Genomic DNA, 12,161 nt, shown 5'->3' with positions numbered 1-12,161 from the left:
GTTCACCTCCACCGGCCGCTCACCTCCGCCGGCCGCGCGGACTCAGCGGAGGGCGAGCTGGCGGCCGAGGAGCCCGTGCCGGGCCCGCCGGGCCGCCGCATCCAGGGGGGCGGCGGCTGCCAGAGCCGCCGCGTAGCGTTCGGCGAACTCGGCCACCGGCTGCTCCCAGTGGCTGGCCGGGGTCTCCTCCGGGAGGTCCCAGACCGGCACGAGGCGGCCGTGCGCGCGGAACATTCCGGCGAACTTCGTCTCCGCGCCCAGAGTCAGGGTGCCGGCCACGCCGAGGCGGGCCAGCGCGTCCAGGGCGACGTCCTCGTCCTCGGGGAGCACCCACCGGACGTGTGCCTTCTCCGGGACCTGGCACCAGTAGGCGGCGCGGGCCGCGGTGAGCCGCACGGTCGGGTAGATCGCGGCGTCGGCCCGCTCCAGCGACGCCTGCACGGTCGGGTCGTCGGCCGAGTCCGGGTCGAGCCAGAACTGGAAGCTCTGGTGCAGGGTGATCTCCAGTGGAGCGTCCACCAGCACGTCCGGCAGCCGGGGCCCCGGGCCGGGCAGCGGCGGCACGCTGACCTGGCGGCCCGGCTCGGTACGCAGCGCGCAGAGCAACGCCTCGGCCAGGTCCCGGGAGACGTCACCGGACTGCTGATGCCGCTGGAGGCCGAGCAGGACCCGGCCGGTTGGCTGCACCATCGCCGGTGCCGCCGCCGGCAGGACGGTGGCCAGCAGGACCTCCCGCTCGCCGAACTCGGTCACCAGGTCGGGGGCGAGGCGCAGTGGTGCCGTTGCGGCCGGCACGAGCTCGCGTAGGGCGATCCACTCCGGCTCATCGGTCAGGCCCTCGAAGGGGCGGGGCACGAAGATATCCCGCACCTTCTCCCGTTTCCCGGTGGTGTCCGCGGCCCGCTGGCTCTTTCGACGCTTGCTCACGGTCGGACAGCCTAGAGGGCCGCGCGGGCTGACGGGGGCGGGACCCGCCCGGCCCCGCCGGTCAGGCGATCACCAGATCCGGCCCGCCGAAAGCGTTGCTGTCGACCGGCTCGGCCTGCTGTCCGGCCGGACCGGCCTGCTCTCCGACCGGCTCGGCCGGACTTCCGGCCGGCTCGAACTCAGCCCAGACGCTCTGCCCGTGGCCATCCCGGTCAACGCCCCAGCGGCTGGACAGTCCGGCGACGATGTGCAGACCACGGCCATCGGGTGCGTCGGGATCGATGGCCCGGATCCGCGGCTCGACGGGGGCGCCACCGTCAGTCACCCGCAACCAGATCCGTGGGCCCATCGGGGTGGGGCGCAGCCGCCAACCCACCCGGATCACCCCGCCTGGCAGTGGGTCGGCGTGCCGTACGGCGTTGCCCACCAACTCCGCGAGGACCGCCACGAGATCCGCGAGCAGCGCTGACGGTACGGCGGCGCCCAACTCGCCGGCGAGCCAGTGCCGCGCCTGCCGGGCTCCCACCCCGTCGTGGGGAACCACCACGCACCACGTCCGTTCGGGACTCTCCGTCAACACCGTTGCCCTTCACCCCCACCGCCCCGGGTCACCCATGGGGTAGCCGTACCTCTGCGACCGTACCGCCGCCGGCCTTCGGCCGGAGGTATACCCGTCCATTCTGTTGCTCCACGATCCGGCGGACGAGAAAGAGGCCGAGCCCGGCTCCGGGGCGGCGATGGCGATCGCCGGAATCGCCCTGCCAGTACTGGTCGAACGCCCGCTCCACATGCTCCGGACGGATACCGATGCCCTGGTCGGTGACGTGGACGGAGACGGTCTGTCCGTCGGTACCAGCGGTGACCGTGATCGGGCTGGTGGGGGGTGAGTACTTGCCGGCGTTCGTACACAGCTCAGTGAGGACCGTCGCCAGACTGGCCCGGTGACCGAGCACCCAGGGCAGGCCGACCGGCGCGGTGAGGGTGATCCGGCGCCGCAGCTCGGCGGGGAGTTCGGTCACCGCCGCCCGCAGGGCGTCGCCCAGGTCGTACGGGGCGGGCGGTGTTCCACCGGAACCCGCCTCCGCGGTGGAGGAGAGGAGCCGGTCGACGAGGCGGGCCAGTTCGTTGGCGCGCTGCCCGATCTTCTGGGCGGCCAGCTGCCGGTCGGCGTCACTCAGCGCCTCCCAGTGATCGGTGAGGGTGTCCGCGTACCCCTTGATGACAGTCACCGGGGTGCGCAGCTCGTGGCTGGTCACCGCGACGAAGAGGTCGTGGTCGGCGATGCTCTGCTGCTGGTCGGTGATATCGCGGAAGGTGACCACGCGGAGCGTTCCGGGCCCCGGCAGCTCTTCCGAGGTGACCCGCAGCCAGCGGCCGTCCGGCAGTCGGTGGTCGAGTGCCTGCCCCGGCGCGGGAAGGGGGAACGGCACGGGCCGGCTGAGGACGTCGGCGACCGCGTGGCCGGTGAGCTGGGCGGCGGCGGGGTTCCAGAGTCGGACGTGGGCCTCGCGGTCCACCACCGCCAGGCCATCGGCGAGCGCGGCCACGATCGGTCCGTCAACGTGCACCGGCAGGCCGCGCTGGTCGCCGTAGAGGTGGGCGATGCAGGAGGCGACGTAGGCGATGACGCACTGGTGGTCCGGGTCTGGTTGGTCCTCGCCGGCGGGGTAGAGGGCGTGCAGGCTGCCCACGGTGTGCCCGCTGATCTCGGCGCGGGACACCACCATCTGGGAGCTGGCCGGGCCGGTGAGGCTCGTCCCGAGCCGGCCGCGGAGGCGGTCCGTGTCGAGCTGGTGGACCCGGGGTCCGGAGAGCAGGCAGCGGGCGTCCGGATCGTCCGCCGGCAGGTGCTGGTCGAGGGTCCACTCGGTGGTGCCGGTGGCGGCGATCACCCGCCCACCGGTGGAGGTGAACTCGACAAAGGCCATCCCGGCGGCACCCAGCGCCTGCTGGACCACCCGGAGGAGCTGGTTGAGTGCCGGCACACCGGCCTCGCCGGCGTTGATCATTTCGATCACCGCGGTGTGGCCGTTGATCAGAGCAGAGAAGTCCGTGCGTCTCGGCATGCCCCGAGTGTGCACGGCCGACCGGATCCGGGACAGGCCCGTTGGTCCCGCGCTCAGCCGCGGAGCCGGGTGAGCGTGGGGGCCGGCCGATCGGTGATGATGCCGTCCACCCCGGCGTCCAGCACCAGCTCCAGGTCGCGGGGTTTGTTGACGGTCCAGACGTACACCTGGTTGCCGGCTGCCTGCAGCGTGGGGATCAGGGCGGGGTGGGAACGCATCAGCGCGAGGCCGGGACCGGCGATCTGGATGCCGAACGGCAACCGGCCCAGCCGAAACCCGCGCGGCAACATGTCCAACAGCAGCACGGCGGGCAGCGCGGGGGCCAGCGCACGGAGTCGCCGCACCGCCAGCAGGGAGAACGACATGACGGTGACCTGGAGCGGGTGGTCGGGCCTCGGCACGGTCAGCCCGTGCTGTTCGAGCAGTGCGACCAGCCGGCGCTCGACGTGTCGCCCGTACCGGGACGGGTGTTTGGTCTCGATGAGCAGCCGGACCGGCCGGCCGGCGGCGCGGGTCGCTTCCAGGAGTCGGTCCAGGGTGAGCAGCCGCAGGTACGACTCGTCCAGCACCTCGTCGCCGTTGGCTCGTGCGGGTCCGGGATGCCAGGACCCGAAGTCGAGCCCCTCCAACTCGGCGAGCGTGCGGGTGCTGACCGGGCCGTGCCCGTTGCTGGTGCGGTCCAGGCGACGGTCGTGTACGCAGACGAGGTGCCCGTCGCGGGTCAGCCGAACATCGCACTCCAACCCGTCGGCGCCTTCGTCGAGGGCGCGAAGGTACGCGGCCAGCGTGTGCTCCGGGAGGTCATACGACGAGCCGCGGTGGGCGAAGACCAGCGGGTGGGCCATGACGTGCGCCTACAGGACTCGGCCTGGCTGTCCGTCGCCGCCGACCACCGGCCGACCGGTGGCGGCCCACTCACCCATCCCGCCCTCGACGTTGCGCACCTGCTCCCAGCCGTTGCCCAGGAGGTAGGTGACGACCCGCGCGGAGCGCCCGCCGGATCGGCAGATGACAGCCACCTCGCGGTTGTCGGGCACTTCGGACAGCCGGGCGGGGAGTTGGGTCATCGGTAGGTGATGGGCGCCGGGTGCGTGGCCGGCGAGCCACTCGTCGTCCTCGCGGACATCGAGCAGGTACGCATCGTCGTTGATATCGGTCACGGTCACGGTGGGTACGTGGGGTCCGAACACGGCTTCCAGCTTAGGGGCGGGGTGCTCCGGGTGGGTGTTGCCGGTTCGTCAGAGCTGGGTGACCCACCGGGGGTTGGCCCGGGCCCACTGCGGCACCCGCTGGTTCTGGATCGCGGTGAAGATCCCGGCGCCGCCCTCTTCCAGGACGACGTAGGAGACCTCGTCGACAGTCAGCGGGTAGGACGGCAGCCGGATCCCACGTAGGGAGTCCGCCGGCAGGTCCCGCAGCGTGAGAACCAGATCCGCCAGGGGTACGCCGTTGGTGTCCACCGTCAGCGAGTTGCCGACCGCTCGGATCACCTGGTCCAGGCGGACCGGGTTGGTCCGGATCGAGGTCTCGGAGGTGCGCTGCAGTATCGCCCGGAGGAGCTGCTGCTGGTGGGTCTGCCGGTCGTAGTCGCCGTTGGGCAGGTCGTAACGCTGGCGAGCGAAGTCCAGCGCGGTGCCGCCGTCCATCTCCTGGCAGCCGGGGGTGAACACCCGGTCGGTGTGGATCGAGCGGAACTGGGTGTCGACGCAGATGCGTACGCCGCCGAGGTGGTCGATGACGTCGCGGAAGCCGGAGAAGTCGACCTTGGCTGCGCCGTCGAAGCGGATCCCGGTGAGCTGGGCGAGGGTCGCGGAGAGAAGTCGGGTGCCGGACTCTCCGCCACCGCCGTGTTGGTACGCGGCGTTGATCTTGTCCTCCCCGCCGCCGAAGCCGGGAGCGGCGGGGATGATGACTCGAAGGTCCCGGGGTACCGACATCAGGAACGCCTCCCGCCCGCCGGCCGGCACGTGCACGATGAGGATGGTGTCCGACCTCCGGTCGGCGGTGGCGCTGCTGCTCCGCCAGCGGTCGGTCCCGATGAGCAGGAAGTTCAGCGGACCGTCCAGGTCCGTCCGGCTCCGCCGGGCGTCCGGGTCGAGCAGTTCCTCCCGGGTCACTGTCTGGTCGTACCGATGGGCGAGCCGGTAGAGGCCGAACATGGCGAGGCTGGCCAGGATCACCAGCGTGAGGCCGACGCCGAGGAGGAGGCGGGGCCAACGTGGCCGTCCGCGCCGGACGCCTGCGTCGGCCCGCTCCTGTCCACCCCTCGACCTGGACGTGGTTCCTCCCCGTCACCGTCTGTGAGTAATCCTCGCATCAGGCTACGGTTCGGCGCGCCACCGCCGGGTCCGTTCGCTGGATCCCAATCCGGTCGGGTCGATGCTGGCGGCGCTGCCCCGGCGTGCGGTCAGCTGTCGGCGTCGCTCTCGTTCGCCGCAACCCAGTCGGCCATGCCGTCCGCGGAGATGGCCTGGTACATCGCGAGCGCCTGCTCCCGGTCGGAGACCACGACTGATTCGCCGTTGATGTTCTGGCTGCCGTTGTGCGGGCTGGTCATGAAGGTCAGATTCTCCCCCCGCAGGCTGCGGAACTGGAGGGCTATGTCGATCAGGGAGAAGCCCTCGTCAACGGTGACCGCGGCGGTCACGGCCTTGAGGAAGTCGTTCATCTTGATCGGGTTGGTGAGCGTTCCGGTGCTGGCCGCCTTGTTCATCAGCGCGCGCAGGAACTCCTGTTGGTGTCGCATCCGGTCGAAGTCGCCCCGGGGGAACTGCTTGCGCTGCCGGACCCAGTCCAGCGCCTCGGCGCCGTCCATGTGGTTGACGCCCTCGGTGAAGGTCCGGTACGGCTTGTGGATCGAGGTGATCGTCTTCTCCACGGTGAGATCAACGCCGCCGAGCGCGTCCGTGACCTCCTCGAACCCGCCGAAGTCGATCGCCATGACATGGTCGAGGCGGACATCGGTGAAGCACTCCACGGTGCGGACCGCCAAGGGGAGGCCGCCGAACGCGAAAGCGGCGTTGATCTTCCTCCGCTGTCCCGAGCCGCAGTCGGCACTCGCGCTCTCCGGGATCGGCACGTACAGGTCACGGGGGATCGACACCAGGTATGCCTCCTGGTGGTTGCTGGGAATGTGCATCACCATGATCGTGTCGGCGCGCCACTCGCCGCGTTGGTCCATCGGCGCGTCCGGATCCCGGGAGTCCGTGCCGACGAGGAGGATGTTCAGCGCCCCATCAACCAGCTTGACCGGTCGGTCCTCGGTTTCCCCCGGCGGGAACGGATTGGTCCGGGCGAGGTCGTTGTCGAGGCCGCGGGCGTAGAACCAGGCCCCGGTGCCGGCGAGCAGCGCGCACACCAGCACCGCGACTCCGGCCACCAGCGCGATCCGACCCCAGCGAGGACGCGGGCCACGCCGGCCCGGCCCGGGGCGACCACCCGGCCGCCCCGGGCCGCCGGGACCACCGGGACCGCCAGGGCGGCCGGGACCACCGGGACCGCCAGGGCCGAGGGGTCCGCCGCCGGTCGGTCCGGCCGGCGCGGGGCGCCAGCCTGTCGGCGCGGGGCGGGCACGTCCGGTGGTGGGGCCGGCCACCCGGGCCCGCCCGGAGCTGCGGCTCAGGTGCGGGAACGGGTAAGCGGCGGCGGTGGTCGCTGACATGCGAGTCAGGGTACGTCGGGATGCTGTAAGCCGGTGGCACCCCGATTCGGCGACGGGCGCCCGTGGGCGGCTACCCGAGCCGGTCGCGGAAGTACGCAATCGTGCGGCGTAGGCCCTCCTCGGGCGTAACCTCCGGCTCGAAGTCGAGGAGTTCCCGGGCCCGGGTGAGATCCGGTCGCCGCATCTTCGGATCATCTGCGGCCCGGGTGACATAGGTCACCTCGGAGTTGCTCCCGCAGAGTGACACGATCGACTCCGCCAGTCGACGCATGCTCAGCTCGTGCTCGGTCCCGCAGTTGACCGGCCCGGTCTCGGTCGAGTCCAGCAGCAACAGGATGCCCTGCACCAGATCATCGACGTAGCAGATGGAGCGGGTCTGGTCCCCGGTGCCGTGCACGGTGATCGGCTCGCCGCGCAGCGACTGGGCGATGAACGTCGGGATCGCCCGGCCGTCGTCCGGCCGCATCCGTGGACCATAGGTGTTGAAGATCCGGACAATGGCGACGTCGGCCCCCCGGCTCCGGTGGTACGCCATCGTCGCCGCCTCGCCGAACCGCTTCGACTCGTCGTAGACGCTCCGGATCCCGATCGGGTTGACGTTGCCCCAGTACGTCTCCCGCTGGGGGTGTTCCAACGGGTCCCCGTACGCCTCGGAGGTGGAGGCCAGCAGGAACCGGGCACCGTCGGCGACCGCCCGGTCCAGCAGGTGCAGGGTGGCGACCGAGCCGACCCGGAGGATCTCCACCGGCAGCTTCTCGAAGTCGGTGGGGCTGGCCGGTGACGCCATGTGCAGAATGGCGTCGAACCGTTCGGCGAGGGCGGGATGGTGCTCGGGAAGCCCGTCGGAGATATCCGCCTCGACGAGCGTGAAGGTCGACGTCTCCGCCAGGTGGGCGACGTTCTCCTTGGACCCGGTCACGAAGTTGTCCACCGCCACGACCGTGCAGCCACGGGCGAGGAGGGCGTCAACCAGGTGGGAGGGGACGAAGCCCGCCCCGCCGGTGACGAGGATGCGATGACCGGGGCCGAAGCGTTGCACAACCTTCATGGCGGCCACCCTACCGAGCAGTCGGTTCCCACCCGGCGGGGAAGGGCGGGGCGGGAGCATCCCCGCCCCGCCCCGCGCGGGATGTCGCCGCCCCGCCCGGGATGTCGCCGCCTGGCCCGGGATGTCGCCGCCCGGGACGGTCAGTGCGCGCCCGCGCCGGTGAGGGAGCGCACCTCCAACTCGGCGTAGCGCTGATCGTCGCGTTCCTTGGAGATCACCGTCCCGAACCAGCCGCAGAGGAAACCGAACGGGATGGAGAGCAGGCCCGGGTTGGACAGGGGGAACCACTGCCAGTCCTGGTCGGGGAACATCGCGGTCGGCGAACCGGAGACGACCGGGGAGAAGAAGACCAGGAAGACCGCGGCGAAGAGGCCGCCGTAGATGGCCCAGACCGCGCCGCTGGTGTTGAACCGCCGCCAGAAGAGGCTGTAGAGGATCGCCGGCAGGTTGCCCGAGGCGGCCACCGCGAAGGCGAGGGCGACCAGGAAGGCGACGTTCAGGTTCTGCGCGAAGATGGAGAGGACGATCGCGATCGCGCCGATCACCAGTGCGGAGATCCGCGCCACGGCCACCTCCTGCCGCTCGGACGCGGTGCCCTTCTTGATCACGTTGGCGTAGAAGTCGTGCGCCAGGCTGGACGAGGAGGCCAGGGTCAGGCCGGCGACGACCGCCAGGATCGTCGCGAAGGCGACCGCCGCGATGACCGCCAGCAGGGTCGCCCCGCCCAGCTCCCCGCCGAGGAAGTCCACCCCCAACGCCTCGGCCAGCTGCGGCGCGGCGGTGTTCCCGGCCCGGTCCTGCGCGGTGATCGCCTCGCGGCCCACCAGCGCCGCGGCACCGAAACCGAGAGCGAGCGTGAGCAGGTAGAAGGTACCGATGATGCCGATTGCCCAGAGGACACTCTTCCGGGCGGCCTTCGCCGTCGGCACGGTGTAGAAGCGGATGAGGATGTGTGGCAGGCCGGCTGTGCCGAGCACCAGCGCGACGCCGAGGGAGAGCAGATCCAGCTTGCTGTAGAAGGTCTTCAGGGCGTCACCGGGTGTCTCGACGCCGTACCGCAGCCCCGGTTCGAGGAAGGCGGCGCCCTGGCCGGAGGCGTCCGCCGCGTCCCCGAGCAGGTCGGAGAGGTTGAACTTGTACTTCGCCAACACCAGCAGTGTCATCACGACGGCGCCGCCCATCAGGAGGAACGCCTTCACGATCTGCACATAGGTGGTGCCCTTCATGCCGCCCACCGTCACGTAGGTGACCATCAGCGCGCCGACCATGATGATCGTGGCGATCTTGGCGGCGTCCGCGTCCAGGCCGAGGAAGGTCGTACCCGGCTTGATGCCGAGCAGCAGCGCCACCAGCGCCCCCGCACCCACCATCTGGGCGAGCAGATAGAAGATCGAGACCGTGATGGTGGAGGCCGCGGCGGCCGTCCGTACCGGACGCTGCCGCATCCGGAAGGCGAGCACGTCGGCCATCGTGTAGCGGCCGGAGTTGCGCAGCAGCTCGGCGACGAGCAGCAGTGCCACCAGCCAGGCGACCAGGAAGCCGATCGAGTAGAGGAAGCCGTCGTAGCCGTAGAGGGCGATCAGGCCGGCGATGCCGAGGAACGACGCCGCCGACATGTAGTCGCCGCCGATCGCCATGCCGTTCTGGAAGCCGGAGAAGGAGCGGCCACCCGCGTAGAAGTCGGTGGCGGTCTTGGTCTGCCGGCTGGCCCACACCGTGATCGCCAGCGTCACCGCCACGAAGACGAGAAAGAGCGTGAGGGTCAGGTTCCGGGCGGTGCTGTCACCCGCCTCAGCCGCGAGGACCGTGGTCATGGGTCACCTCCCCGATCTCCCCGATCTCCGCGCGGATCCGGTCCGCCACCGGATCGATCCGGCGGGCGGCGTACCGGGAGTAGAGCCAGGCGATCAGGAAGGTGGAGGCGAACTGGAGCAGACCGAAGACCAGCGCCACATTGATGTTGCCGACGATCTTCGTGCCCATGAGGTCCCGCGCGTACGCGGACAGGATCACGTAGAGCGCGTACCAGAGGAAGAACGCGACGGTCATCGGGAAGACGAAGCCGCGCAACGCGCGCCGCAACCCGGCGAACTCGGCCGACCGTTGTACGGCCAGATAGCGTTCCGCCGCCGACTCGGCCGGGGCGGACGAGGGTGTGTCTGTGGACATCCGTGGCTCACCACCTTCACAGGTATCCGGGGTTTCGCGCACGGTAGGGAATCCGCTACCGGCCCCGGAAGGCGGCGATCGTCGCCGGTCGTCAGCTGCGCCGAACGGCACCGTGGCTGCGCCGAGTGACCTGGCTCACTCCGGTGACCGGCGACCACCTCCGGCGATCTCGCGGTACCGGCCCCGGTAGTGCAGCAGCGGCTCCGCCTCCTCGACCAGCTCGACGGCGACGATCGTGGCCTCCACCAGCAGCGCCCAGCCGTACTCCCGGGCGGTGTCGAGGCGGCAGCCGGTCCAGCCGCCGGCGTCCGACGGCACCGGGCCGTACTCCGTGTCGGTCCAGTCGCCGGTGGCGAAGAGGCCGCCCGGCGACGGGAAGAGCCCGGCGAAGCGGTCGGCGAGCTGCCGGTGTGCCGGGCCGAGTGGCGCCACCGCGAAGCGCCCCGCCGCCTCGGCCGCCGCCCACAGCTCCGACTCCGGGTCGACCAACCCGAGTAGCCGGTCCGGCTCACCCTTCGCCACCAGCGTTGACGACACCGTCAGCCCGGCCGGGCCGGGCGCCGTCCAGAGCGTCACCGGCGTCGCCAGTCGACCCCGCAACCGGCGTACGGGGGACCGCTGGCCGGCGGGAACGGCGAACGGGTCGGTGTGGTGGATGTCAGCGCCCGGCTCATGATTCACGTGGAACATTCTGCCGTCCCCGGCGCGCGCCCAGCCGACGAAGCGCTCCCGCAGCCCGTCCGACAGCTCATTCCGGTGCAGCGGCGCCAGCTGCGTCGTCGCCTCCGCGAGCAGCGTTCCCAGGTAGACGAGGAGCGCCGGTCGATCGTGCCGGTACTCCATTAACAACGCGAGCCGCGCCGGTTGGCAGGGCCAGGGGGCGCCACACGCCCGACACCGCCAGAGCGGGCGCATCGGTACGTGCGGCACCCCTCGACCCGCCACCGGGCGGCCCCTTGGCGGTCGTACTCCGCTCACCAGCGGCCACCGTTGGCCCGCCAGGTCTGCGCCGGGGTCAGCCAACCGACCCGGCCCGGTTGGGGCGACGCCACCGTCGGCCAACTGGCCCACGCGGGCGGCTGCTGCGGCGGAGCCGGCGCCCGCCCCACCGCAGTCGCCCCCCACGTGCTGGCCGCCGCCGGCCGGCCCCTGCGCCGGTACCACCGCAGAGCGCCGTTTCGTCGGAACAGTCTGAGCATCGCTGCCTCCTCCGGCTGGTGGGTCGCCCCGACCGGGAGTGCTCGGGGCGACCCGACGCAGGACCAGCTGTCGGGCGTCGCCTCCACCAGCCGGGCCGCGCAGCTTCCACCCTGGACTCGCTGCCCCGGGCGGGGGAGGATGCCAGTGCTTACTACAGAACGCGATCACGTACTTACCAGGTAGGTGAGCGATGAAGTTCGAGATGTGGATCCGAGCGCTCAAGGCCGCCCGTGCCGCTGCCAACGTTTCTCAAGAGGGCTTGGCAGCCATGATCAGGTGGAGCCCATCCCTGATCGCCGCCATCGAGACTGGCCGACGGCGCCCGACCATGGAGCTGGCGGTCGCCGCAGATGAGGCGCTGGACACTGGTGGCCTCCTCGCCGAGTTGCTCAAGGAGGCTGACCAGGAGCGAGGACCCTCCTGGTTCGTGGCGTGGCGGGGCTACGAGCAGCAGTCGACCCGGTTGCGCGCCTTTGAACCGTGTCTGGTGCCGGGCCTGCTCCAGACCGAGGAGTACGCCCGGGCGGTGATCTCGGCTGGCGGGTTACAGCAAGCTCCCGCAGTAGACGAGCTGGTCACTGTCCGCATGGAGCGACAGCGACTGCTGTATCGGGATCCCCCACTGTCGCAGGCGGTCTTCCTGATGGACGAGATGGCAATTCGTCGACCAGTCGGTGGACCGGCTGTGTTTGATGCTCAGCTTGACCAGTTGCTGGAGGTGGCCGAGCTACCGCAACTCCGGCTGCACGTTGTGCCACTCAGCGTTGGCGAGCACGTCGGCCTATCCGGAGGTTTTGTGTTGGTTGAGCTGGCCGACGGCGAGCAAGCGATCTATCTAGAGAACGCTGCGCGTGGGCATGTGGTCAACGACCCTGAGACAGTCCGCTTCATCAACCGCAAATGGGATAGCGTGCTGGGCGAGGCGTTGTCCACAAGCACTTCGCTGGACATGATTCGAAAGCTGAAGGTGACGTCATGACTGCTGTTGAACCGCGCTGGCGCACGTCAACCCGCTCTGGGGACACCGGGGGCAACTGTGTCGAGGTGGCGGACAATCTGACCGGGGTGGTGTTGGTGCGGGACAGCAAGG

14 protein-coding genes are annotated in these 12,161 nt (G+C 70.7%); 2 read left to right on the top strand and 12 right to left on the bottom strand.

Annotation, left to right across the window (positions count from 1 at the left end; all coding sequences use genetic code 11):
- Positions 1 to 42: 42 nt before the first annotated feature.
- The 12 genes from H0524_RS07050 to H0524_RS06995 form a co-directional block, all read right to left on the bottom strand.
- Positions 43 to 927, bottom strand: a complete 885-nt coding sequence (locus tag H0524_RS07050) for a DUF5926 family protein (protein WP_180197924.1) — start codon at positions 925 to 927, stop codon at positions 43 to 45.
- 61 nt (positions 928 to 988) lie between these two features.
- A complete protein-coding gene (locus H0524_RS07045) occupies positions 989 to 1,474 on the bottom strand; it encodes an ATP-binding protein (RefSeq protein ID WP_180198060.1) in 486 nt (161 codons plus the stop codon).
- A gap of 61 nt (positions 1,475 to 1,535) precedes the next feature.
- Positions 1,536 to 2,993: a PAS domain-containing sensor histidine kinase gene (locus tag H0524_RS07040; RefSeq protein WP_180197923.1), complete on the bottom strand. Its 1,458-nt coding sequence runs from the start codon at positions 2,991 to 2,993 to the stop codon at positions 1,536 to 1,538.
- A gap of 53 nt (positions 2,994 to 3,046) precedes the next feature.
- A complete protein-coding gene (locus H0524_RS07035) occupies positions 3,047 to 3,838 on the bottom strand; it encodes a glycerophosphodiester phosphodiesterase family protein (protein ID WP_180197922.1) in 792 nt (263 codons plus the stop codon).
- Between the two features lie 9 nt (positions 3,839 to 3,847).
- A complete protein-coding gene (locus H0524_RS07030) occupies positions 3,848 to 4,183 on the bottom strand; it encodes a rhodanese-like domain-containing protein (protein ID WP_180197921.1) in 336 nt (111 codons plus the stop codon).
- Positions 4,184 to 4,231: 48 nt separating this feature from the next.
- On the bottom strand, positions 4,232 to 5,173 hold the full coding sequence (locus H0524_RS07025; RefSeq protein ID WP_180197920.1) for an LCP family protein: 942 nt from the start codon (positions 5,171 to 5,173) through the stop codon (positions 4,232 to 4,234).
- A 227-nt stretch (positions 5,174 to 5,400) separates the two neighbouring features.
- The gene (locus H0524_RS07020) at positions 5,401 to 6,654 is read right to left on the bottom strand and encodes an LCP family protein (RefSeq protein ID WP_180197919.1); all 1,254 of its coding nucleotides are present in this window, start codon (positions 6,652 to 6,654) and stop codon (positions 5,401 to 5,403) included.
- Positions 6,655 to 6,724: 70 nt separating this feature from the next.
- Positions 6,725 to 7,702 (bottom strand): NAD-dependent epimerase/dehydratase family protein, encoded by a 978-nt coding sequence (locus tag H0524_RS07015; protein WP_180197918.1) that lies wholly within the window; start codon positions 7,700 to 7,702, stop codon positions 6,725 to 6,727.
- Between the two features lie 140 nt (positions 7,703 to 7,842).
- The gene (locus H0524_RS07010; RefSeq protein WP_180197917.1) at positions 7,843 to 9,516 is read right to left on the bottom strand and encodes a cation acetate symporter; all 1,674 of its coding nucleotides are present in this window, start codon (positions 9,514 to 9,516) and stop codon (positions 7,843 to 7,845) included.
- Positions 9,494 to 9,871, bottom strand: a complete 378-nt coding sequence (locus H0524_RS07005; protein WP_180197916.1) for a DUF485 domain-containing protein — start codon at positions 9,869 to 9,871, stop codon at positions 9,494 to 9,496. Before H0524_RS07005 ends, H0524_RS07010 begins: the two co-directional genes overlap by 23 nt.
- Positions 9,872 to 10,006: 135 nt before the next feature.
- Positions 10,007 to 10,714 (bottom strand): flavin reductase family protein, encoded by a 708-nt coding sequence (locus H0524_RS07000; protein WP_180197915.1) that lies wholly within the window; start codon positions 10,712 to 10,714, stop codon positions 10,007 to 10,009.
- Between the two features lie 131 nt (positions 10,715 to 10,845).
- Complete coding sequence (locus H0524_RS06995; RefSeq protein ID WP_080643036.1) at positions 10,846 to 11,070, bottom strand: hypothetical protein; 225 nt, start codon at positions 11,068 to 11,070, stop codon at positions 10,846 to 10,848.
- A 191-nt stretch (positions 11,071 to 11,261) separates the two neighbouring features.
- Between H0524_RS06995 and H0524_RS06990 the strand changes: the two genes are divergently transcribed.
- Positions 11,262 to 12,050 (top strand): helix-turn-helix transcriptional regulator, encoded by a 789-nt coding sequence (locus H0524_RS06990; protein ID WP_018812304.1) that lies wholly within the window; start codon positions 11,262 to 11,264, stop codon positions 12,048 to 12,050.
- On the top strand, positions 12,047 to 12,161 hold a 115-nt coding region (locus tag H0524_RS06985; RefSeq protein ID WP_180197914.1), incomplete at its 3' end, for a DUF397 domain-containing protein. The genes H0524_RS06990 and H0524_RS06985, both read left to right, overlap by 4 nt.

The organism is Salinispora sp. H7-4, assembly GCF_013416675.1.
GTDB classification, from domain to species: Bacteria; Actinomycetota; Actinomycetes; order Mycobacteriales; family Micromonosporaceae; genus Micromonospora; species Micromonospora vitiensis.
This window is presented reverse-complemented; position numbering and strand designations above follow the sequence as displayed.

Excerpts from the sequence above, each read along its gene's own strand:
- H0524_RS07035 (WP_180197922.1), bottom strand. The coding sequence starts at position 3,838 with ATGGCCCACCCGCTGGTCTTCGCCCACCGCGGCTCGTCGTATGACCTC.
- H0524_RS07005 (WP_180197916.1), bottom strand. The coding sequence starts at position 9,871 with ATGTCCACAGACACACCCTCGTCCGCCCCGGCCGAGTCGGCGGCGGAA.
- H0524_RS07015 (WP_180197918.1), bottom strand. The coding sequence starts at position 7,702 with ATGAAGGTTGTGCAACGCTTCGGCCCCGGTCATCGCATCCTCGTCACC.
- H0524_RS07040 (WP_180197923.1), bottom strand. The coding sequence starts at position 2,993 with ATGCCGAGACGCACGGACTTCTCTGCTCTGATCAACGGCCACACCGCG.
- H0524_RS07020 (WP_180197919.1), bottom strand. The coding sequence starts at position 6,654 with ATGTCAGCGACCACCGCCGCCGCTTACCCGTTCCCGCACCTGAGCCGC.
- H0524_RS07000 (WP_180197915.1), bottom strand. The coding sequence starts at position 10,714 with ATGGAGTACCGGCACGATCGACCGGCGCTCCTCGTCTACCTGGGAACG.
- H0524_RS06990 (WP_018812304.1), top strand. The coding sequence starts at position 11,262 with ATGAAGTTCGAGATGTGGATCCGAGCGCTCAAGGCCGCCCGTGCCGCT.
- H0524_RS06995 (WP_080643036.1), bottom strand. The coding sequence starts at position 11,070 with ATGCTCAGACTGTTCCGACGAAACGGCGCTCTGCGGTGGTACCGGCGC.
- H0524_RS07010 (WP_180197917.1), bottom strand. The coding sequence starts at position 9,516 with ATGACCACGGTCCTCGCGGCTGAGGCGGGTGACAGCACCGCCCGGAAC.